The sequence below is a fragment of the Neobacillus vireti genome (assembly GCF_001026695.1).
Classification (GTDB): Bacteria; Bacillota; Bacilli; order Bacillales; family Cytobacillaceae; genus Neobacillus; species Neobacillus vireti.
Genome location: NZ_LDNB01000007.1, coordinates 112,525 through 136,684, shown reverse-complemented (window position 1 = coordinate 136,684; position 24,160 = coordinate 112,525). Strand labels below are relative to the sequence as shown.

The 24,160-nt window shown below is 42.9% G+C and carries 16 protein-coding genes; 11 read left to right on the top strand and 5 right to left on the bottom strand.

The annotated features are described in order from the left end of the window. Positions 1 to 370 precede the first annotated feature (370 nt). Both AA980_RS07860 and AA980_RS07855 read left to right on the top strand, forming a co-directional pair. Positions 371 to 1,837 (top strand): zinc ribbon domain-containing protein, encoded by a 1,467-nt coding sequence (locus AA980_RS07860; RefSeq protein WP_024027475.1) that lies wholly within the window; start codon positions 371 to 373, stop codon positions 1,835 to 1,837. 132 nt (positions 1,838 to 1,969) lie between these two features. Beyond that, on the top strand, positions 1,970 to 2,563 hold the full coding sequence (locus AA980_RS07855; protein ID WP_024027474.1) for a hypothetical protein: 594 nt from the start codon (positions 1,970 to 1,972) through the stop codon (positions 2,561 to 2,563). Between the two features lie 55 nt (positions 2,564 to 2,618). Here the strand turns inward: AA980_RS07855 and AA980_RS07850 are convergent, their stop codons facing one another. Then, complete coding sequence (locus AA980_RS07850; RefSeq protein WP_047771443.1) at positions 2,619 to 3,536, bottom strand: CPBP family intramembrane glutamic endopeptidase; 918 nt, start codon at positions 3,534 to 3,536, stop codon at positions 2,619 to 2,621. A gap of 427 nt (positions 3,537 to 3,963) precedes the next feature. Between AA980_RS07850 and AA980_RS07845 the strand changes: the two genes are divergently transcribed. Beyond that, positions 3,964 to 5,478, top strand: coding sequence for a zinc ribbon domain-containing protein (locus AA980_RS07845; RefSeq protein WP_024027472.1), 1,515 nt, complete (start codon positions 3,964 to 3,966; stop codon positions 5,476 to 5,478). Between the two features lie 45 nt (positions 5,479 to 5,523). On the opposite strand, the gene AA980_RS07840 is transcribed toward AA980_RS07845, so the two are convergent. Further along, a complete protein-coding gene (locus AA980_RS07840) occupies positions 5,524 to 6,441 on the bottom strand; it encodes a zinc ribbon domain-containing protein (protein WP_024027471.1) in 918 nt (305 codons plus the stop codon). Positions 6,442 to 6,665: 224 nt separating this feature from the next. Between AA980_RS07840 and AA980_RS07835 the strand changes: the two genes are divergently transcribed. Continuing rightward, positions 6,666 to 6,968, top strand: coding sequence for a DUF4359 domain-containing protein (locus AA980_RS07835; protein ID WP_024027470.1), 303 nt, complete (start codon positions 6,666 to 6,668; stop codon positions 6,966 to 6,968). A gap of 39 nt (positions 6,969 to 7,007) precedes the next feature. On the opposite strand, the gene AA980_RS07830 is transcribed toward AA980_RS07835, so the two are convergent. From AA980_RS07830 to AA980_RS27170, 3 genes are read right to left on the bottom strand one after another with little or no spacing between them, the layout of a single operon-like run. Further along, positions 7,008 to 8,789: a hypothetical protein gene (locus AA980_RS07830; RefSeq protein ID WP_024027469.1), complete on the bottom strand. Its 1,782-nt coding sequence runs from the start codon at positions 8,787 to 8,789 to the stop codon at positions 7,008 to 7,010. A 16-nt stretch (positions 8,790 to 8,805) separates the two neighbouring features. Next, positions 8,806 to 9,753 (bottom strand): hypothetical protein, encoded by a 948-nt coding sequence (locus AA980_RS07825; protein WP_024027468.1) that lies wholly within the window; start codon positions 9,751 to 9,753, stop codon positions 8,806 to 8,808. Continuing rightward, positions 9,731 to 9,886, bottom strand: coding sequence for a hypothetical protein (locus AA980_RS27170; protein ID WP_156351169.1), 156 nt, complete (start codon positions 9,884 to 9,886; stop codon positions 9,731 to 9,733). Before AA980_RS27170 ends, AA980_RS07825 begins: the two co-directional genes overlap by 23 nt. Positions 9,887 to 10,106: 220 nt before the next feature. Between AA980_RS27170 and AA980_RS07820 the strand changes: the two genes are divergently transcribed. The 7 genes from AA980_RS07820 (at position 10,107) to AA980_RS25710 (ending at position 24,082) form a co-directional block, all read left to right on the top strand. Next, positions 10,107 to 11,882, top strand: a complete 1,776-nt coding sequence (locus AA980_RS07820; RefSeq protein WP_024027467.1) for a VWA domain-containing protein — start codon at positions 10,107 to 10,109, stop codon at positions 11,880 to 11,882. A 79-nt stretch (positions 11,883 to 11,961) separates the two neighbouring features. Next, positions 11,962 to 15,339 carry a tubulin-like doman-containing protein gene (locus AA980_RS07815; protein ID WP_024027466.1) on the top strand — a complete coding sequence of 1,126 codons (3,378 nt, stop codon included), beginning with the start codon at positions 11,962 to 11,964 and terminating at the stop codon, positions 15,337 to 15,339. A gap of 278 nt (positions 15,340 to 15,617) precedes the next feature. After that, on the top strand, positions 15,618 to 17,978 hold the full coding sequence (locus tag AA980_RS07810) for a hypothetical protein (RefSeq protein WP_024027643.1): 2,361 nt from the start codon (positions 15,618 to 15,620) through the stop codon (positions 17,976 to 17,978). A 13-nt stretch (positions 17,979 to 17,991) separates the two neighbouring features. After that, entirely contained in the window at positions 17,992 to 19,266 is a 1,275-nt protein-coding gene (locus tag AA980_RS07805; protein ID WP_024027642.1) for a vWA domain-containing protein, read from the top strand. A gap of 36 nt (positions 19,267 to 19,302) precedes the next feature. Further along, on the top strand, positions 19,303 to 19,941 hold the full coding sequence (locus tag AA980_RS07800; RefSeq protein WP_024027641.1) for a hypothetical protein: 639 nt from the start codon (positions 19,303 to 19,305) through the stop codon (positions 19,939 to 19,941). A gap of 14 nt (positions 19,942 to 19,955) precedes the next feature. Next, positions 19,956 to 21,224, top strand: coding sequence for a TRAFAC clade GTPase domain-containing protein (locus AA980_RS07795; protein ID WP_024027640.1), 1,269 nt, complete (start codon positions 19,956 to 19,958; stop codon positions 21,222 to 21,224). Continuing rightward, positions 21,221 to 24,082 (top strand): GAP1-N2 domain-containing protein, encoded by a 2,862-nt coding sequence (locus tag AA980_RS25710; protein WP_024027639.1) that lies wholly within the window; start codon positions 21,221 to 21,223, stop codon positions 24,080 to 24,082. Before AA980_RS07795 ends, AA980_RS25710 begins: the two co-directional genes overlap by 4 nt. The last annotated feature ends 78 nt before the right edge of the window (positions 24,083 to 24,160 follow it).

The window sequence follows — 24,160 nt, the reverse complement described above, 5'->3', positions numbered from 1 at the left end:
GGGCATTCCAGTGGTTTTTTGGAAAATAGTCGTAGTTTTTATATTCATCGATGTCAGAAAAAGCCGGAATTACTGCACTTTTTTTTGTAGGAAATGATAGAAAAATCGCCGAGGGGAGCCATTCCTTACTGACCAGATTGCCGGCTCCCGACCGTATACTTGATAAAATCCTTCTAAATGTGATTTTTAAAGAATAACAGTCTTATTGTGAAAAAATAACTGTCCCTGTTTCTAGTTATCAGAAGGAGGCAAACTACCTAAACCTATTTACCTAACTTTTTGGGAACTTTAGTAAAAAGAAAGATGTTAAGCTGGGTAGTTTTATATTATGATAAATAGGTATTTATATTTAAAAGGAGTAGAAGTTGAAATGTCATTTTGTCGAAATTGCGGTCATCAATTATCGCCGCACCAAGCATTTTGTAAAAACTGCGGCACCAAGGCGGGAACCGCTTCAAAACCAAGCAGTGGTGGGGAAAAGACCACAATTGTAACTGCGCCGGAGCCACAAATGAGGTCTGGCCATGGGGCAAAAGGATCACTTTCCACACCGGTGAAATGGGTGCTTGCGATTGTACTTATCCTCGCCGCAGGCCTAATTGGCGCCCATTTATATGTATCAAAGCAATTCACTGCGGAAAAAGCGGTTGAAGAATTTGAAAATGCTGTTACTCAAAAGGACTACCAATCATTACGAGCGATTCTTGAAAAAAGCGGGACAGACGCACAGCTTTCCGAAGAGGAACTGAAAGGTTATGCGGCTTTTTTAACAAAAGACAATCATTTCGAACAGATTATCAAAGATCTCAAGGAAGAGGCTGCTGGAACAGAGTTTTCTCCGATTGTTGATGGTGCTGAAAACAAACTGGTCACACTTGTCGAGGGCCCGAAAAAGTTTTTGCTTTATAAACAATATTTTATCAAAGCCTTCCCTTTCACAGTCCAAGCAAGCAGCAATCTAGAGGACACGAAGGTTCCCTTTAATGGCAAGAGCAAGCTCCTGAAAAAGCCAGGTGAAGAGGTAACACTTGGAAAGGTATTACCAGGCAGCCTTACTCTTAAAGGTGTTTACACTGGTAAATATGTCACCTTGACATCCGAGACTGCAGTGGATTTCAAGGAAGCCAGCGATAATATCGTCACGGCTGCGCTTGAACTTGATGGAAAATATGTCACCATCTATTCCAATGGTGATGATGCCGATATTTATGCTAATGGGAAAAAGACAGGGCTGAAAACAGGCAATTTCGATAGTTTTGGTCCGGTGTCTACTGATGGTTCTGTTGAAATCTACGCTGTCCTCAATCGCGCTAGCGGGGCAATTAAAAGTAATGTGGTAAAAATTGAAAGGGAAGGCGAGGTGAATCTCCAATTCAAGGAACTTGCAGCAGAACAGGAAAAGGAAGCGGCAAAGTCCCGTGTGATGGACGTCTTGGCTCGTTATGCGCCAAATGCAAGTCCTAAAGAGCAAATGTATATGTTCATGAGTGAATATGTTTCCAGATCGGTTCAAGCGTTTAATAGCCGAGACTTCAGCATGATCTCATCCTACCTTTCACCGACAGGACCTGCATATGCTGAGACGGAGAAATACATTGCCCACTTAGAACAAAAGGGCATCACTGAGGAATTCGTCAATGTTGAGATTCTTGATATGCAGGCAACAGAAACAGGTTTTAAAGTGACGACAAGAGAAGAATATAATATTTTTTACCAAGACAGTCCTAATAAGCATATGGTCTTCGAATCAATCTATACACTTGAAGCAGAAGATTTCGGCTTGAGAGAATATTCGCTCGACAAGACCACCACGATTAAATCCGAAGATATCCAATAAGGATGACCTATTTGCAGCAGCCCCTTATTTTAGGGGCTGTAAAAAAAATTGAGAATTAATAGATTTTTTGTCACTTTTTGTAGTACGATAGTAATAGTTTCTTTCCATTCTATTACAAACGGAGGGCTGAAGATGCTGACAGCCGCCCAACAAAAAGTGAAGCAGGAGCTGGAGGAACTGCATGCAAAGGGCCATTTCCATAAGGAAGTAGAATGCAGCTCACCTGCCAGCAAACCTTCGAAAAAAAAGTGGATTCTTTCGCTAATTGGAGTCCTGTTATTTTGTTCGTTTATGATCATACATTTTTCGTTTTCCAATCATGAAGAGATCGTTTCCTACTTAACAATCGAGCAAAATTATTCCGAGCAAAGCGTACAATTACTGAATGACATTCTTGAAAAAAGGAATCTTGATCAGGAGGCCCAAGAAGTACAAACGAAGTTTTTATCTAAGGAAATGGAAGTCAAGGCCCCGGCCAGTTTTAAAAACCATCATCAGGATATGATTGCTGCGATGGAACAACGACTTACCATTGTTAGCTATCTAGCAGGTAAAAATATTGACCCGGTTCGGCTTAATAAATATTTAATTGAGCTGGATGTGAAGCAAGAATTAGCCGCCGATAGTTTACTAAAAGCATTTGATCGGGAAAAAATTGAATACGTTGTCAAGGATGACGGAACGGTTCAATATTGGATTAATTCCAAATCCTATCAAATTAATTAAAAAAGAGCTGACGCTAGCAATAATGGCGTCAGCTCTTTCTATGTTCGGCGATTGGTTATTCGGCGTTTTGTAATACTTCGGTCGTTTGCTGTAGCTCAATCGTCTGCAACTCCCGGTTTAATCGTTTTTGATGCACTTTTTCCAGCGTAAATAGGATTAGATGGACAACGAGTACGGCAAGGGCAAATAGTTCGACGGCGTATTCGACATAATACCATGACAGCGTGGCGGTTATATCGTAAAGGGCGTGAACAAGAACGGTTACCCAGAGGTTTCGTGTCCATAATAGGATTAAGCCAAATAAGAGCCCCATGTTGGCGAACGTGACGATTGAGCCAATTTTGATTGACCATGGCTGCGCGGAATCTAGTGTATGATCGATGCCAAACAGGATGGTGGTAAGAAATAGGGCCGCCATCAGGAACATGTCTCTTCGGCCGCTCTCCCAGCGCTTCCGGAAAATCTTTTTAAATAACAAGAGGAAGAGAATGATATAGGCCAGCCGCCAAACCTCTTCTAAACCTGCGAGCGTGTCTGCGAAAATATCGTAGCCCACCAAATCTACCTTTTCAAAAAAGGCCCAAACCGGTTCTGTCGTCGTTTCTTCATCTCCGGGGTCATATGCCTGCATATCGGCATAATCATGAACATACTGTTCATAATGATCACTAAAGTCCTGGAAGGTGTTCGCTGAATACACATTAATCACTGTACTTCCAAGAAAAAATATCAGAAAAGCACCTGTGAATTGAAGCGTTAGCTGCCGTCTTGTTTTCGCTTTGTCCCCTGGACTGCCGAGACGCCGGTAAAGCTTCCAGCCGATAAAAAACGAGGACACCATAAGGGCATCATACAGGGTGCCTGCCATTGAACTGTACCTGGTTAGATAGAGCAGAACCTCTGCGCCAATGGTCACGACAAGGATGGAAAAAAGCAGCTTCTTTGAAATCGGTCTTGTTAAATTCGTTGTCATAACGTCATTCCCTGCTAGTTTTATTTGGTCAATCTATCTTCTTAAAATAGTTACCGCAAGTAGCCCAATCCCATTTAAAAACAGCAGGAAAAGGAAACAGCAAAGCATCCACTTCCATTTTCTTGTCACTATGTTGTCTCCTTCAAATTTATTTGCACGAGCCTTGTGTTGTAATTACAAGATTATAATAGTAATAATTTAACATATCCAATGTCGATTTTCACCAATATATTTTTTCCGCTTTATTCCAGAACCAAAAATACATCAATACTTTTCCCAAAACTCTCGGACCACTGAACTATTAATAACTAGTCCATTTAACCTAGTTATTTTTTAAAAAGTATTTTCCAATACTATTTTCTGATTTATACTTTCTTTATGGTGTTTATAACAATTACCATAATAATCATTTTTTGGGGGTTAAAAAATGCAGTTTTGTAAGGAATGCGGCAGTAAGCTCGAGGACTCCGCAAAGTTTTGTAAGGAATGTGGTACAACTATTAGCGAACAGAATCATAAGCAGCCAAGTATGAGTCCTTCGCCGGCTCCTGTTGCTAAACAGACGATGACAAAGAAAAAGAAAAGGCAGTTAATAGCGGCAGGGATTGCCATTGTTGTTTTATTCGGCGGATACAAAATAGGGGAAACGCTGACTTCAAAGGATCGTTTAATCGAAAAATTTGAAAATGCCTTAATCGAAAAAGATAGCCAAAAGGTGGCCAGCCTGCTTTCTTCATCCGATAAAAAGCTGGAAATTAACAAGGATTCTGTTTCGGGCTTAATGAAATATCTTAATAAAAATCCTGATTTAGCAAAGGAAATCGTTTCAGATTTAAGAGCCCAATCTACACTTATCGATAAATCTGCCGGGAAAGATGCTAAATCGCTGTATGAAGGATTTTTCGAAGATATGGCAGGCAATGACCTCGTTAATTTGAAGAAGGATGGAAAGTTTTTATTTTACGATAATTATAAACTGGATATTCAATCAGTCTATTTAACGCTAAAAACAAACTATAAAGATACGGAGTTATTTGTCGACGGGAAAAAGGTGGGCACGTCTAACAAACTAGATTTCGAAAAAACCTTTGGTCCCTTTGTTCCTGGACTACATACAGCTGAGGCCACGCTAAAAACAAAGTTTGTCGCTTTAGAAACGAAAGATGAATTCAGGTTATCCTCTGATAAGCAGGTTGAGGATCTATACTTAGATGGTCGTGATGTAACGGTAGATTTGCCTGATACAAACACTGGTACCGCAAAACTTTTTATTAATGGCAAGGATGTTGGTGTTGACCTCTTTAAGAACCCGACTTTCGGTCCAATTCTTACCGATGGTTCAATGAAAATGGCTGTCGAGGCAGAGCTTCCATGGGGGAAAGTAAAAACAGATGAAGTCGCGATTGATAGTGAAGAAATGACAGTCAGCTTTGTGAATGAGGAGCTGCAAAAGAACTTGATGGAAACAATTCATAAGAGCATCGATGATGAACTTGAGGCCTTTACAACGCTAGATGCAGGTAAATTAACAACAGCCACTGCAACCTATAAGGATGAAAAGATGGAAAAGGCCAAAGATAATAAGTCGAATGGTTATATCTATAAAGGATCACACCTAAATACAAAATTTGATTTAGATTCCTTCCACCTCTATCACGAGGATGGTAACTGGATTGTGACGGTCGAAGCAGAAGCAGGCTATATGGATGATAAATTTTATTATAATGAAACTCCAGAATTGGAGGAAAATACCACAACCTTTGAATTTGAACTATATTATGATAAAACAAGTAACAAATGGTTACTCAATAACAGATCGGATTCCTATGGTTTTGATGATGAACATGTAAAAGAATTGAAAAACGAAAATCCAAAGCAATATGTATCCAGCTGGATCAATGATGTCCCGGCGGAGGACGTTATTCCGATGGATAATGATTAGCAAAATAAAAAGCTTGATAGGGAATTCCTATCAAGCTTTTATTTTTTAAAAAAACCGTACGGCATCCTCAATTGCAGATACAATTCTTTCGAAGAGCATTTCCCCCATAATCGCAATCGTAATACACGTTAGAATATAAGTGAACAAAGTTCCGTAAATGACATCTAACCCGTCTTGAGTATCCTTCTTAAAGCTCGCAATTACTAATGTTGGTACGATCAATAAGGCAGTTGAAAAGCCCAAAACCAGGAAAATGACAGATATAACCTTTGCTTTTAAAATTGCCAAGACAAATCCAATAAGAAGGATGGCTAAGAACGGAATAAGGAATGAACCAAATCGCGAAATAACCTCCTTATAGGAAGCATTCACTTTTGCTAACTTAACGGCCGCAAAGGCAAACGTTGCTACTAAAAGAATAAAGATCGCATAAGTAAAAGTTGGATAAATAACGGTTTCTAAGAATGGCGGACTTATTTGACCTATACGACCAAACATGGAATCGGCAAAGCTTTTGATTATAAAATACAACATTAATGGAATGATTAATGAATATAGAACAATGGTAATAATGGCATTAGTAAAGTGCTCTGCACCTACTGATTTTGAACTGGCATAAGGTTTTTTCAAAACCTCCATAAAGTAGCCAAAATACATTTTGGAAATATTTTTAGCGCCCTCTAAATATTGGTTTGGTTGTGTGTTCACTTGCTGGTAGCCTTGGGGATGGCCCTGTTGGTAGCCCTGTTGATTACCCTGTTGGTAGCCTTGGGGATTACCTTGTTGATAACCCTGTTGATTGCCCTGTTGGTAACTCTGATGGCTTGTATAGTTTGGCGCTTGATTCATAGTTGGCTCAGCTGTTGGAGCGGCTTCATGGTAGGAAGCAATTTCTAATTTTGTCCCACATTGCTCGCAGAATTTCCCTCCCTCATTATGATGTGAACATACTGGACACTGCATCTAAATCTTCCTCTCTCTAGTAAGTTGTGAATAGGCGATAAGACCCACTTTCTTTAATTCTACAATATTATAATAGAAATGTTCACCTTTTTGTAATACTTTTTACAATTATCCCAAACTTTGTCCCTAAGCCGCCGAGGTTATTTACAAAAACCCGCCTCCAATTTATACTTTATTATATAAAAATTAACAGATGAGAACTTAATGAATAGGAGATTGGCTAAATGAAGCGTCTTTTTTCCATCATTCTCGTGGTCGCGGCTATCTATATTTTATCAGCAACAAATCCTGGTCGTTCAGACTATCTCGAATGGATTAATCACAAGACAATCGATAAGTCTTCAACACTGCTGGAAAAAGGCATTCTAACACTTTCCGGGAAATCCATTTTTGATGCAGGAACAACAAAAGAGGATTATTTTATTTTTTCCATCTACAAAACGGATTTCACTGAGATAGGAATGGGAAAAGTCACTTCAATCGGGATTTTCAATCATTTTATCCCGCTGTCAAGTTCAGAAGAATAATAGCAAAGGCCGGTCTCTCAGAAAGACCGGCCTTTGCTATTATTCAATTTTCTCAATCTGAAAGACGGGGACGCGTATTTGTTCGCCATAATCATCGGTAATGTTTGTGTAGCTAGTAAACGTTCCGATAACGGTATAATCCCTGTAGATTATCAGTGTTGTTTGCCCCTTTAATAAGAGATAGGTTTTTTCCCAGCTGTTGGTACTATAGTTATAGGTTTCCGATAAAGTTACCAGGGCACCGCCGTTTTGATTCGCGGTACTAAAGGCAGTGAAGCGGACCTTTTTCCCGTAGTATTGGGCAATATCGTTAACAGAAATATCGACATAGTCTACTTTTATTTTTGTAAACTGATAGTCTCCGTCGCTGACCGGCTCATAGTAGGCCAGCTGACCTGCTCCGGAACCGGTCGGATTATCAGCTAATAAAACATTTCTCGCTTCAATGGTTAGATTATCCGCTTCGACATCAAGAATTTTCCCCATCGAATTGGCGCGGACTTCATAAGCTAAATAGCGATGTTTCCGTTCCGAAGATTTTGCCTCAATGTATATTACCGGATAGTCGGATTGGCTCAAATTGCTTTGGAAGACAAGCTTACTAATCGTCGCGGAACCCTGAATACTTCCTTCGGTCACCACCATCGCCTCTTCCCCCTTAAGCTTGCCAAGATAAATCTCGCCGTCTTTGGAGATGGCCGCAATCACACTGTCTGCTCCCCATTTGTTTTTCGCGTTCACGAAATTAGGAAATTCCTTACCAGGATACAGCCGCTGGAGGACGCGAATCGGTTCGTATTTATCCCATGCGATGTTGGCATTGGCGAGAAGCTGATCAGTATTTTCTAATGGTCTCAACGCTTCATAAATGCTGATGGCATCCGCGAACTTATTTCCCGAGACGAGTTTCTTTGCATTGGCAAGTAAGTCAGTCTTTGATTTTTCAATAAACGGGAAAACTTTAGCCGCTCCCATGTTTCCTGATAGTCTTTTGACGGTGTTTGCCTGCTCGGCAAAGGTAGGATAATCCTTCTTCGCAAGGGCCGCAGATAGGACATGGACCAAATGACTGTCAAGCGTGTCTGTAAGCCAGCGGGAATCAATCGAAAACTTGGTGAGCATCCCGTATTGGCGCTCTCCCTCGGCAGTAATATCGAAAACCGGAGCGTTTGCTGCGGTTAATTTATTCATTTTGCCCGAGTAATAGGTTTGGAAAACAGTTTGGATTTCTTTCGTTTTTTTAGTATCGCCATCGTAATATTCTGCAGGCACCAGTTTCAAGCTGTTAAAAACACCTTCCTCTTCAGCACTGCTCGTTGGTGAATAATTTTGTAATTTCGCGAGATTCGTCTGCTTAATCTCTGAAAAATAACCAAGCATATCCTGATCAAGCTTCGTAAACGCGACCATTTCTTCATACATCTGCTTTTGAATCGCGGTGCCTGACACCCATTTCTTCCGACTCTCCTGCCAGCGGTTGTACATATCAACAAGTTTGTCGAGGTCGTTTTGCTTGTAATAGCCAGCGGCTTTTTCATCTAAATCTTCGATTACTTCGCGAATGGGTGAAAGAATCGACAGCTTTTGATTGATATCCTGATTATGATCTGTGACTACTACATTCAGCTTTGCTGCCCGGAACTTCTTTTCTGCGGCCCGTAAGTTCCCCGAGTTATATAACTGCATTGCTTCCTTATAGGTCGCGATTTTTTCATGGGCCATGATAATTTTGCCACCGACAAGCACAAGCAGAAAAATCAAAATGAGCAGGAAAAAATTCCGGGACATATTCACTTTTTTATAAACCGTCAATTTAAACATGGCACTTATGTCCTTTCTACGAGACAAACCGCTTGAAATCGGGGTCGTAATGATACTTCATCGCTACCAATTGCTTTGCCTTTTCGCTAAGACCGCCCCAATCCACATCGGGATTGGAATAGAGAATATTGCAAAGCCGAAGGACACGTTCCTTTGGAAAGTATTCAAGAAATTCCTCTATAAACCCAGAGAATTCCACGATGTACAATTTCATTCGTAATGCTGTCCCGGCAACAGCAATGAGCGAATCCATCCCAAAGTCGATGACAATCGCATCACGATAGTGAATAAAATAGGCGATGCACTTCTTCGTGATCAGTGTCCGATTAATTCTTAGCACCTCAAGGGCATATTGCACAAAATCCTTATCATAAGATGAAGGAATAAGCGGTTCAAGTTCAAGCTCCATATCACTTCTAAGGATAATTTCGTTCAATACCATCACGCGGCGGATTTTTAGCTGATCACTATTAATAAAATCGCCAATCTCGCGGAGCTTTTCATAGGCAGGAGCGAGCCGGTCCTCTTTGACATCCGCTTTGGCTAGCTCACTGTCAAACTGGATCCCGGCTTGGATTTTTTTGAAATCAGCCCTGAGGAGCCTTTTGAGCTGGATGAAAAACTCACTTTTCATGAAGACGAACGTCAAGACGACATAACTGATACAAAAAATTAAACCGGCGACTAAGGAATAATACAATGTTTGAACCGTTGGCGCAGCAACAATGCCAATGCTGACAATCATTAAAATCCACATTGCTTCCGTAAATAAACGATTTTTAAAAATCGATTTGACTAATCTATCGATGCCAACATATGCGGAGCCGCATTTCGAGCAGTTCTGATCCTTAAGGACGGAATAGCGATTGCATTTTTTACACATTTTCAGCTTTTGAAAACGATATTTCGTCCGCTTCTTCTTTGATAACTGGACGGCCTGTTTAGCCAATGGAATCACCTTCATTAAGCATAATCACCAATTCATCGTCAATCCCTTCGAAGTCACCGCTGTTCCGTTTATTTTTGAATAATTTATACGTTTTCCAGATAAGGATTACAACTAGAATACTAGTAAACACAATACTATAAATACTCATTCTGCTTCCTCCTATTCGGATAAATACCAGCTATTTCTCGGCAAAAAGTTACATAGATTTTCCATTAAATACATTAATTTATATTATAATAGTAATTTTTTATTATATCTAGGGAATTATTGTTTGGGAATATTCTGGCAGTGGTGGTAAAATGGGGGTATCTCGCAGAAACTTGTTACTTTTGCGCGAAAAAGGAAACTGCTGGTGGGGGTTCTTACAGATGTTAAAAAAATGGTTTTGTAGTTTGATAGTCATCGCTTGGCTTTTCGGCAATTTAAGCTCCATAGTTGTGCACGCCTCAAGCCCGTTAAGTTCCACATCGAGAATGGAAGGGATGCTCGTAGTAGACGTTAGTAACTCAATGAAAAGCAGCGACCCAAATAGCATCAGTAATGAAGCGATGAAGATGTTTATTGATATGGCCTCCCTCAAAGGAGATAAGATTGGCGCCATTGCCTATTCCGATGAAGTCATGCGTGAAAAAGCGCTTGTCAAAATCCAGTCCGAACAGGACAAGAACGATCTGAAAGAGTTCATCGATTCAGTTGAAAAATATATGTATACGGATATATCCACCGGAGTAAAGGAAGCCGTCAAGGTGCTGGATTCCAGCCATGAGCAAGGTTACTTTCCGCTGATTGTCGTCCTTGCCGACGGCAACAATGAACTTGACCCGAAGAAACCGAAAACGGCAAAACAGGCGGATGATGACCTAGCCAAAGCCGTCGCTGATGCGAAGGCCAAGGGATATCCCATCTATACGATAGGCTTGAATGCAGATGGCAAGCTCAACAAGGATGTGCTGACAAATGTCGCTAAAAGCACGAACGGGAAATTCTTTGAGACAAGCTCAGCGGATAAGCTTCCGGCGATCCTCAGTGAGATTTTTGCCAATCATTTAAAGTTAAAAATTGTCCCTGTAAGCCAAGTTGTTGGCAACGGGCAATTCCAGGATATCAAAATTAATGTTCCTAATGAAAATGTTTTAGAAGCCAATATTTCGTTAATTTCAAACGCTCCTGTTGAAGTGAAGCTTATCGACCCTTCCGGTAAAGAGCTGGCGATTCCATCCGACCAAGTCCTCTTGTCGAAATCGAAGACATACTCGATGGTCAAGCTGATGAAGCCTGTTCAAGGCGATTGGACACTGAAGGTTAAAGGGGTGCCAAAGGATAAAATTGATATTAATCTTGTCTTCAACTATGACTTGCAGCTAAAGCTGGCCCCGCTCGCCAAACAGAGCTACAAAGCGGGCGACACCGTCAAGATTGGTGCCTTTTTTGAAGATAACGGCAAAGCGATTAGCGATAAAGATATTTATCAATCCATGAAGGCGACTTTGTTTGTCAAAGACCTCGACAATGGTAAAACAGAGGAATTCGCCTTACAAACGGATGATCAGGGCTTTGCAGGCCAATTCAAGCTTGGGAATGCGGCAAACTATGAAGTCGTTGTCAAGGCCGAGGACAATAGCTTTTTCCGGGAGTCACCGCCGCAAAAGATTAGCGTTCAAAAGACCCAGTCAGCACCTGCCGTGACCAAACCAAGTCAAACGGAGGATGATAAACCATTTCCTTGGCTCAATGTCGTCCTTGCTGTCATCGGTGCCCTCCTGCTCGCGGTACTTGTTTACTTCCTCTTGGCAAAAATGAAAGAGAAGAACCGCGGCTTTAGCGGGCAAATCGTCATCGAAATAAAGGATGAAGATACAGGCGAACGCACCAATCCGCAATTTAAGAAATTGAAAGCATTTAAAGGCAAATTCCGACTGCATCAGCTGTTGTCGCTGTCGCCGGAGTTCGCGGAAACGGAACATATTATCTTCAAGCCGGCTTCCGGTGATACGCTGATGCTCGTTAATAACTCCGACTGCACGATTGAAAAAGGCGGCCGGGCGATTGATGGGAAGCGCGGCCTTGATGTGAAGAAAAACGACCGCCTGCGCATCGTATTAAAAAAGGTTAATAAATCAGTATATATCGAGTATATAAGTTAAATAGACGGTAAATGGTGTCAGGTACCGGGAAGCGGTGCCTGACACCCTCATTGAGAACACAACAGGGAGGAATTTTTGCATGAAAGCAAATGTCAAAGAGCATATCCAGCAATTAGATGTTTCCTTAGGCGGAGGCATTATTTCGGAGAAAATCCGCGTTGATACGATTGATAATCCAATGCTCGTCATCGGCCTCGGCGGCACAGGGATTGATGCCCTGCTCAGACTGAAATATCAAGTAAACCGCCGTTTTAAGCTTCCTCAGGATCCATTATCGAAGAAGAAAAAGGAAAAGCCGAATAATATTGAGTTTCTAGCATTCGAAACCAATGAGCAGGACCGCAACAAAAAATACAAGGGAATTGGACTAGACCCTATTAAAGAATTCGTCCTGCTTTCCAATCCGGAAATCGGGAGCGTTCTTTCCAATCGCAGCACAATGGAGCCCTACATAAAAGAATGGCTGTCACCCGAACTTTCCATTACTGATGGAATCAGCGGCGCCTCCGGGATCCGCCAGGCCGGACGGCTGCTGATGTTTACCAAAATCAATCAAGTCGTCACAACCATTCAGACAAAAATTAATGCCGTCCTCGAAGGGTCCGGGAAGCGCTTATATGTTTTCATCCTTACCGGACTTTCCGGAGGAACGGGAAGCGGCTGTTTCCTTGATATTGCCTACATCGTCCGCGGGATTATGGATCAAAAATTCGGTGTCAAAGGCGCCGACCGCTTGAACATGCTTGGCTATCTTTTCACGCCTGACGTAAATCTGTCCAAAAAAGGAATAAACTATCACACAGCCGAATATATCACGAAAAACGGCTATGCCGCTTTAAAAGAGCTCGACTACTGGATGAACTGTGATGACCGCAAAGAACGGTTTATCCAGAAATACGGCAGCATGCTGACGGTTAATTCCCAGCTGCCGCCGTTTAATCTCTGCCATTTAATCTCCGGAACGAATCTGGAAGGCAAATGGCTTGAGAATGCCTATGACTATTGCATGAATGTCACAGCTGAAAATATCACCAACTTCATGGCCAATGAAGAAAAGCATTCGGATGAATTTGCCATCCACGATTACATCAGCAATATTCGCGCCCTGATTGCCGGTATGGATAAACCGTATTCAGCCAACTATCAATACAGTGTAATCGGCGCTTCGATGGCAGAAATCCCGCTCGAAGAAATGACGACCTATATCGGCTATAAACTGTTTGAGAAAATGAACAACATGTTTGATTCGGTTCCGGGGCAGTCCGAGGTCGAGCAATTTGCTGAGAAACTGCGGATTGACCCAGATTCCGTCCACCAGCGCTTTAATGAGCGTGTGCCTGAGCCATTATCGGGTTTTGAACACAGCGATCGGTTCTCGTACACCAACGTGATTAAAACAGGGGCCGTTAATATCGACGAGGAGCTGGACCGTGAATTTTTGCTGAGAGCGAAGGAAGAGTACCGCAAATGTAAGAAACAGCTGCCGGGACAAATCATGGAAGAGTTCCGCAGCCAGATGGATCGTTTATTTTTGCATCCGAAGAAAGGCCCTATCTATGCATCGCGCCTGATTCACTCCAATGACGGCTTTTGTTTATTAAAAACATTGCAGGCATACATCGAAGGTCTGCGCGATCGCTCAGAACGGCTGCCAAAGGCGATTCAATCGGAGCAGGAACATGCTTCTAATAAATTAGAGGATGCCAGAAGCGCCTTCATTTCAAAGGATAAGAAAAAGAATGCCTATATTGAAGCAAAGCTGAATGAGTTTTATGCCCGAGCAGAAAAGGCCCGCATCGACGAAATGATTGAATTTTACGAGGATCTGTACCAGCTCTTGAACAGCCAGAACAATAAGATTTATGAAGTCTATAAGGAAATCCTCGAAACCTTAAAAGGTATATTTGAAAAAAATGCCGACATTTTGGTAAATGGCGAGGAAGTTAACCGCGAAAACGATGTGACCTATTATTGGCACCTGGTCAGCGTCCCGGATGTGACCCGCGAAATCCAGCGCATGTTTGATTCCAAGGATGGCGAGCTGCTCGTTCAGCAATGGTCGGAAATGCTCCTTGAAAAATCAGCCTACTGGGTCAAGGACGCAGACGTCGACGTTGTCGGCACGGTTTCCGAGTTCCTGACAGACCAGTTCGGCGAATTGATCACGAAATCAATGGAAGACTTTTTATGGTTAAAATACGGCGAGGATATGCCAATCGACCGGATTATCGAAGAAAAAATTGCCGCCCGTCTTGACCATGATGCCTTGCCGGTATTCCACCTAGGACACAGCTCTCTTCACTTCCCTGAATGGGGATTTGTATCTATTCCGGTGAAGGCGCCGAATATTTCGGCAGGGGTAAAAAATTACCAAAAAACCAGCATTTCCCGCTTCACGGTTAAACAAAGTGAGCTAAAGAATCGAATCTTCTGGTTAAATACAAAAAATGGAATTCCGTTATACTCGTATTCACCATTATCACTATACGAGGAATCGTATGAAAAAACGATTTTAGAAAAAGAAGGCGTCGGCCGCCATCTTGTCCAAACGGATAAGGAAAACTGGGCCTATCTCCCGTCACCGATTCCAGAAAAATCATGGGGAGATACGTACGAAAATCAACGCGTCAAGGCGTACAATGCCAGCATTCGCGCCATGTTTGATCAAGCTGTAGAGTTCGGCGCGATTAGCGAGAAGACTTCCGATCAAAACACGAGTGCACGCTTCTCATGCAGGTTTACAAAAGATGTAAACCTAGAGCAGTTATTTTCGGCGCATGAAGTGGATGCAAAACAGTTAGACAAAGCAAGTCTTGGGAATTTAAAGCAAGTCCACCGCCAGCTGAAAGAAATGATGACCGGTGCTATCGAATCCGTTGGTGCCAGTGATATTTTTGGCAGTACGAACGTAGAGATAGCAAAGGAAAACTTCATCCGTTCACCGAAGCTGATTGAAAAGGTGAAATTGGAAGTGAGAAAGTACAGCGAGATCCGTGAAAAAATCGCTGAGATTGAGCAATTTATTGCCTCACAGAATGAAAAAGAAGCATCGTTAAATCAGTTCATCCAGGCCGTTTACACCAAAACCATCCGTAAACGCGGCGCCCTTTACGTCTACGATAAAGAGGTTGAGGAAGATGCCTGGGAACCGTTTGTTAACTTAATGAAGACAACGAAGTTTGTTGATTTCGAGATTTTCCAAACCTTTAGAGCGCTAAGTCCGAAACAGATGGACCAGCTTAAAAAGAAATCAGAGCGGCGCAGCAATGACTTAATTAATCAAGAAACGGCGGCCGAGCTGATTGCGGCATTAGAGGAAATGGCGGCGGCGTATCAAAAGGAAAAAGAAGCACTTGATTACGACTACAAAGACCTTGTCAACGGCGAAGAACTGTACAGCTTCTATAAAGAAATGATGATTAAGGTCCAGGATATGTTAAGGCAGTTGAAATCGTAATTGCTAGTCAATTTGGCGGGTGTGCGCAGCAAACTGTCGTTTGGCGGCGCACAACTGTCGTTTAGCTTATGCCAACTGTCGTCTGGCGGCGCATAACTGTCGTTTAGCTTATGCCAACTGTCGCGGCGCATAACTGTCGTTTGGCTGACGCCAACTGTCGTTTAGCCGACGCCAACTGTCGCCTGGTCAATTTTCTATTATATAAGCAACTATTAAGGCCACATGCGGGATTTGCTGTGGCCTGCCATCTTATCATACCCAGCTTGGGGGGGAACAGCTTGCGAGAACTTCTACAACAGTATGCCAACACCTATGCTAACCAACTTGAGAAAATGACGCTTGAAGAAAATGAGCAGCGCAGTGTCAACCATCCGATTGTCTTTTTATTTTTGGGTGATTCTGTCAAGGATGCGCTCCAGTCGGTTATGACGATTAATGAAGAGAAATGGCATAACAGCTCGGGAGTCTTATATTTTCACGCCCATCAAACAAACACTATTACGAGGGATAACCTGTTATCCATTCAGATCCCTGGCCATGAACTTGACCGTAAATACAAACGCAAGGGCATTTACGATGCATTTTACCGTGATGAAGATTTGTTGATTGAACTAAATAAAAGCTTTCGGAATCTGTCCTCAAAGGTCGCAGAATACGGCAAGGTTTATTCCTCCTTGCAAAAAGTAAATATTTGCGTCGTGACGGCCGTCGACGACCCTGCCAATATCCTGATTCAGGAATTCACGCTGTTATTGAAAAGTATTCTAAAGGAGTCGTTTCGACTTGTTGAGGTCGATTTATATGGATTGATCAAGGAAAAGCAAGATGGCGATAATTTTGCCCTGTCCACGTCGCTCGGGATTAGTTTTTTCAACGAATTAGATTGCTATCAAGCCGATGAATACAGCTTTGAAAAGGACATCCAGCTGACAGAGGATCGCTTAAGGCTGCCGGTTAGTCACCCTCCTTCCCCACTCTTTGACCTGGTCTATTTATTAAGCGACAAAAATGAAGATGGGTTAATTTCAAGTGATGGCGGACGGCAAAACTATGAGATTATCAGCAATCTTAATCTCTTAAAAAACCGAAAAATGATTACCGACTACCATGAAAAGATGGACAGCTATAATCATCAGGATTTCAAAAGAGGCATCAGGGGAAATTCAGCGGAACCGGTTTACGCGTCCGCGGGCTTTGCGAAGGTAAACCGCCCCAACAAGGCGATTGCGCTTCAAGCGGCAAGTCATTTTTTCACTGAAGTGCTTGCATCTTTAAAAGCTTCAAGTACGGAACCGGTTGAAAAAGTACTCAGCCTATTCGGTTTGTCCGAGGCGTCTTTTCAAAAATACTTTCATACCTATTTGCCGTCTGACGAAAAACTAGCAGACATGAATAGTTTAATGGCGGTCTCCCAATCCTATCAAACCGTCAAAAGAATGTCGGTTAAGGAAGCGGAAGAATATTTGTATGAAGGCGGTACGGAAGCGTTCTTCTCCGTCAACTTTGAAGAGCCTGTCCGCACGTTTTTACAAACACTTGACTTAAAAGCGCATATCGAGCGCTGCCTCGCTGACAATGTAATTAATCATGAAAAATACGGCTTATATTGCGCCTATTTATGGACCACCCCGGATTCTTTCCCGTCTGAGGTGAGTGTCATCAATGAAATCCAAAAACGGCTTAGGAGCACAAAAAACGACCGCTTAGCAGCAGAAGCAGAGCTCGAGCAGCTCTACCAGCAAATGGTTGACAGCTGTGATTTCAAAAAGAGTTACCTCCCTTTTGCCGATAAGAAAAACCTAAACAGCTTTATGGGCTACTTTTTCGATGCGGTTTACGGGGCAAAGTACGAAATACTCAAGCTTGAGGTAAAACAAGCGATATTAACGCAATACCTAGAGGTGTTAGAAGCGAGACACCTCTATATCCGCAAGAAGATGGAACTCATTGACGAGGTTGAATCCTGCCTGAAGCAAGCGGCGCTTGAGAGTCTTTATAATGCCGATGATTATTTGGATCAAAATATCGCCGAATACTATGGGGAGATTATTAGTGCGATAACTGGAAAGCTGAAGGAAAAACGCGGGCCAAATTTTCTGATGGATGAACGCTTCTTCGGGAACCTGCTTTCTTTGCTTGAAAACGGCGCTGCCGCCTTGTTAGAAAGAGTCCTGCTCCTGTGCAATTGTGAGGTGTTAACGCAGAAGGAATTCCACCGCAGCTTTGAAGATGAGCTGTTAGAGCGAGCCAATGTCATGACGCGCTATGACAACCGCGATGTTCTTTCCAAAGAGGATTTGTTCAAGCAATTGAATGCCCGCCTGCAAGAAAATTCGGCGATTCATATTGAAGTTTATAACTATACACACGAACATCGCTACGAGGAAAGGTACTTCTTTGGTGATTTTTACAGTAAATTCATGAAGTTTGTCTTAGAAAAGGAGCAGGAAACACGACAGTTCAAGGCGGGCTGTGCCCATGAGAAAAAATCGAGCGGTATTGAAAAGCTGGCGCTGATGGGAGGCTTTCAGCTAAAAGACTTAATGTACTACCGCAACGGCCAACGATACTACAAAGCCTATTGCGAAAATGGTTATCAATTCCACGCGGAATCCGTGAAAACCAACTCTATTTCTTAAGGAGATTGTGAAGATGCCGGTTCGAAAATTTAGTTTCCTCTTTTTAATATTTAGTATTATTGCCGGATTTATCGGTGCTGTGATCGGCGAGTGGTTATTGGAGACCTTTTACGGCGTCTGGCCCAATATTCTGTTAATGGGCGCCTATTTTGGCCAGCTGGCCTTTATTGTCGGCCTCCTAGTTCTGTTGGCAGAAATCATTAGCCCGGTTATTAACGGCCGAAGCTGGCGCTTAGAATATTCTGGCCTATCGTGGAAGTTTCTAGTTCCATCGACACTTGTGATGCTGTTTGCTGCCGGACTTATTTTTCAATTCTTATATTCTCTTAATTTCTCAAGCGTCAAACCGCCGGACGATATTGTCATGGTTATGGATATTTCCGACAGCATGAATAAAACCGACCCTGGGCGCGAAAGCCTGAAGGCGGCTAGTAAGCTGATTTCCAATATGGAGCCGGCGCACCGTGCCTCGATTATTTCTTTTAACGAGAAAGCTTCTATTACTAAATCGATGTTTAGCATTAGCGACAAAACGGAACGCTCTGCTGCCGCAGAGCAAATCAAGGAATTGGAATATTACGGCGGCACTGATATTGCCGGTGCCTTGGACACTGCCATCCACGAGATTGGCGATCATCAAGAGAAGGGCCGGAAACCAATGGTCATTCTGTTTTCCGATGGCTACAGTGAACTTGATCTTGATGCAGTGGTCAAGCCTTACCAAAATGAGGATATTATCATTAATACAATAGGGATGAGCAAAATTGACCGCGGCGGCGCCCAGCTCCTCAAATTGATTGCTTCGCGTACGGGCGGTTCGTTCTATGATGTCAAAAAAGCCGATGAATTAACAAATGTGTTTAAAAAAATTTACTTAGAAAACCAGGATCGTCTGCTCGTCACGGAACGGCACGGCTTGTTTAAAGACAGCCTTTATCTTGCGGTGCTGCGTGTTGTTTTGATGACGTTAATCGGCGGATTGTTTGGTCTCGCGCTCGGAATTGTGTTTGACAACCGTTATCTGGCAAAAAGCTATGGAATCACCGGATTGATTTCCGGACTATTGGCTGGGCTTGTGCTTGAGCTTGGTTTGCAGGACAGCCTGATGTCAGGATTCGCTTACCGCATGGCCGCAGCGATATTATTAACTGCATTGACTGGCCTTGGGACGATGATCATCCCGATTCGTGAGAAATTTGCCGGCCGTCCGGGACGAAACGTAGGCGGGTCTGAGTTTTCAGTTCGTGATTCGTCCTCGAAGAAAAATCATTATAACAAAGGATTTTAAGGCGCTTAATCTTTAAAGAGTTGGAGGTGATATTCGGTGAACTGGGAACCCATTACTTCCCCTGTCCAGGAAATAAGAGACTTACGTAAGACCGTCCGTGATTCTGAAGTTCATCTCACCTGGTTTTGGTCCAACGAGATTGACTTTGTTTATATTTACAAAGCTCCGGCCGATCGTGTCCGAGCAATCAGCGAGATCACCGAACAGGATTTGACGCTCTACACCCGCGAGGAATATAAAGCGAACCAGGGGTATCTTGGCCGAATCGAAGCAATCGGCCGGTATGCGTTTCGTATTTTCCCCTGTCAGAAACGGGACGGAAAGCTCATCATTTACAGGCAGGAAAACGATGAAAATTTTATTTATATTTCCGGCTCGAAAGCGAGGATTTATTTTTCGATCAAGTATAAAAATAAACTCTTTCAGTCTCGGAAAAAGGTAAAAATTTCGATCATGTCTGAGCTTGAGCTTAATAAAGATCTGCTCGTTTATGTGAAAAAAAGCGGGGGCGTTCCGATCTCGATTGATGACGGGACGGTCTATCCATTTGTGCGCGACTTTCCCTCAGGGAAAACGGTAGCGCCAGAAATTGAAGTCGACAAAAATGAGTTTATTCGCATCTTTTTTAGCAACGGAAGGACATCAGCTCAGAATTTCGAGCTAATTCCTGAATAATAGGGGGCCCTTACATGTTTGCATTACTAAAACGTATCTTTGAAAAAAAACAACCGCCGAAAGAAAGATTGCCATTTTACGATATTGTCTGTCCATACTGTTTTTCAAAATTTCATCATGAAGACGTCGTCTTTCGAGCGGCCCACCATCGTGACGATGATGAGGCCCTTGCGCTTCAGGAAGATGAACTATTGAACAACTATCGCGAGAAATTCGGGCTCGCCCCGATTGATGAACTTGAGGCGATTATTTATCCGTCACTGATTCCCGAGGAGAATAAAATTTATTCTGACCGTGTTCTTATGGGTGTCTCCGATAAATATACGGTCGTGACTAGAAACCGCTTATGCCCGGCCTGCCATAACGACCTTCCGGTAACCGCGGGCAAGCATCCAAGCAACATCGTCTCGATTGTTGGCGCTACAAGCGTTGGAAAATCCGTTTATATGACGTCGCTGATTCATACGCTGCAGCATGTGACCGCGAACAATTTCGATGCGGCTTGTATTCCGCTCGATAATGAAATTAGTAAACGATTCCGCCGGGAATACGAGATTCCGCTTTTTGAAAATGGGAAATTACTTAAATCGACAGAAACAACGAACCGGCAGGAGCCGTTTATTTTTCAATTTGTCTTTAAGGATGAGGACCAGGCGCCGCTGACACTCGTATTTTTCGATGTCGCTGGCGAGGGGATGACTGACAAGGAATATATTAAGCTTCATGCGGCCCATATCAAAAATTCAGCGGGTATTCTCTTTCTCGTTGATCCGATGCAGATTCGCGCCATCCGTGAAAAGTTAATCCATCAAATGGGTGAAAATCCCGGGAAGATTGTTGGTTTAGCCGATGAGCCGCGCGAAGTCGTGATTTCATTGTTCGGCGATTTCATTGCCCATCTCGAACATAGTAAAACCGATATCCCAACCGCCGTCGTGTTAACGAAGAGCGATCTCTTAAATGCCCTAAAACACGAAGATGGTGAATATATCCGCACGAACAGCAATGTTTTTCATAATGTCACCCATCGGGGCTTTCTGAACCTTGATGAATATGAAAATATCAACGGCGAAATCAGACGCTTCCTGCAAAAAGTCGATATTCCGTTTGTGAATGCCCTTGATGTTTATTTTAAGGATACCTCCTATTTCGCGGTATCCGCCCTTGGAAGCAACCCGGTCGACCAGGAGGTCAGCGGTATTATTAGTCCGATCCGTGTCGATGAACCGTTTATCTGGCTGCTTTATAAGCTCGGGTATATTGAAGGGAGAAATGAGCAGTGACTGATAAGTTCATTCAACAACAGGTATATACCCGGGAGCGGGGCGGGATTTTCCACGCGACCGACGGCTACGACACGATTGCGATTTCCGAAGGGCTTGATAAAGCGTTTGTGAAGAAGTATCTGCATCCGTTTTGTATGTATCATGCACCCAAAACATTAACCGAGCGCGGTGAAAAGGACGCTTCCCTCTATCCGGAGGCCGTGACGATTTTTCAGCCGGAAACCGGTGAGCTTGTTATCGGTCAGTCCGTGTTCGTGCCCGCTGATTTCACCGGACAGCGGAGCACCTATTTCATGCATAACTATATTATTCCGGAAAGTATGAAGGATGACTGGATCAAGCATCCTAGTAAGCTTTTTCAACTGAATGACTTTAAAACCTCCTATGATGTCGGATTAGGAAAGGTCCTGGCGGAACGGGAGACTGTTGGTCATGTAGGGAAGGATATTCTTTCCGTGAAAAATACCCTTCTTGATGTGTTAGGGATTACTGAAGTGAATTTTAAGCAGCTATTGTTCGCGGTGATGTCGTCGATCGCCGGAAAGAAAAAGGTATTCATCTCGCTTGGCGTGCCAGTGGAGGAATATTCGAAATATGCCTTGCAGTTACTAGAGCTGATCTATCTGTATTTACCGTATGCCCACCGGAGGAAATTAGGGGCGCTGACTTTTTCGAGTGAGCCGGCTGGAAAGAATTATCTGCATGTGGTGTTTTATGAGCCGGGCACGTTAAATGTCGCCGATCGTTCAATTGAAAAGCAGTTTATTTTTGATTTTGCCGGTGGCGGCCGTATTTCCGGCGTTGAGATCGATGGCCAGGAGCACGAGTATTTGGACTTTGCCCTCCACCATTTCTCTCAATCAAAGCGGATTGATAGGTTTCTCGAGTTCGCGGAGATGTCGTTATCAGGCTTGAGCGGCGAGCAGAAACTGGAATTAGCAAGCTATTACCAGCTAACGGCTATTTATTTAACGCTAAACTATGGCGATCTCTCTTTATATCAGAAGAATAAAATTGGCTTTTTACATAGTTTGCTGAAATTTTTCCAGGCTAAAATCGAAGCGAAACCAGAGTTGGTTCAGCTATTTTTGCAGCTGTTAGCGGAGGAGAAATTAGCGGCAGATCCCGGGTCAGCGCTCGATTACATCGGTGCGGTCATTGCCATCAACAAATCTTTGCGTTGCGATGAGGCGCTCACCTTCATCCTCGAGACGCTTGAGTACTATCAACATGACCCGTTGTTCGATAAATTATGGAAAGCGATTGAACAGGACAAGCTCTGCCATGAGGCGTTATTGATGTTTATTAACGAGCATCCAGATTATGACGTCCTCCTTGAGCTGTATCTTGATAAACGTTTTAAACAGCTAGTCCGCATTGAAGACATCCTTAACGAGCTGAAAATAATGCTGGGTTCACCCTATCTTTTGTGTATCGAGAAATTTAAAACGACAGCAATTAAAAAGGCCATCTCCGCAATCAGCAATGAAAAGAAGCCCTTTAAGGCGGTGCTGGCCGTGAAGGATTTTAAAATCGAGCAACAAACTGCTCCGTTTGCGGAATTTAAGAACAAATTGCTCGCCAATGTTAAGATGGCCCTGTTGCGTTCGATTCGTTTACGGGAGATTTCAACAGAGGACATTCTGTCGTTTGGGACAATTTTTCCGAAAAAATTAAATGTAATCGACATAAAAGATGCGAAGGTTAAGAGTAACTATCAGGTTGCCAATGTCCTTTATCAGCTCATTAGCAGCCCGTCGCAAGCTGATTTGATTAATTTAAGATTGTTAACTGTCGTAGAGCGCGAACAGCTGCGCGATGTCCTGTTGCGGATATTACGAAATAATCCTGCTCCTGAACAAATTCCCCTGCTGTTAATTGCCTTTGGCTCGGAATATGATGGGGTTGATTATCAAGGGTTATTCGAACACCTGATAAGACACAGTAATGAAAAGATGATGCTTGCCTTTATTCGCGGGAATGCAAGACTGGTTGAATCTGACCCGAGCTATAAACGGTCAATAAGAAAATATTTAATCACGCATCCAAAATCGATTTGGAAAAATAGAGCGCTCCGCAATGAGCTGAAGGAGATCAAAAACTACAGTCTTCAAAAATTACTAAAGGACGTTGAAACCGAAACGGCAAGCCCGTTTATTAAATTTCTGAAAAGGAATGGCTTGAAATTGGGGTTGGCGATCGTCATCCTTGGTGGAGTCGGCGGCGGGGCTTGGTTTGGACTTCATTTGTTTTTTGGGGAAGAGGCAAAACCTAAGGTTCCGAAAACGAGTGAAACGGCTGCGGCTAAAAAGAAGGAACCTGTTGAGGAGAAAAAGGCAGATGTTCCGATCTCTTTGGAGCAATTTAAAAAGGCGGTTGTGGGTGTGGATGGTAAGTCTTTTGATATCGCCATTGAAGGAAGCCAAGTAAAGAAAATATACGGACAAGTTCAACCAAATGGTGAGCAAAGTCTATTTTTGATTGATAGTACTGACCATTCATGGCCAATGGATTTAGGCTCATATTTCAATCCCAGCCCTTTTGATCAAAATGGGATGTTAATAGAGGGGTTTTCATTTTCTTCTGCTGAATATGATTTAACAGGCGACGAAATCCCGGAAGTAGTCATGGCGGCTAGCAATGGAACCTCGGAAACATATGTCTGGGTTTATTCCATTAATACCGATGAGCTAAAGCAAGAGCCGGCTATCCTCAAACCGATTTATACGGTTAAAGGACAACAGGATGTAAAGCTCGTTGACAAAAAACTTATTCTACCAATCGATGGTCAAGATATAGTCCACGAATACTCAAGCGTAAGCAAAACATTTGAAGAGCAAAAAAACAACCAATAAAGCTGAAACATGCAAAGGCGATGGAAAAATCCATCGCCTTTGTTATTTTTCACTGTCTACCCCAGGCGGACAAATGTC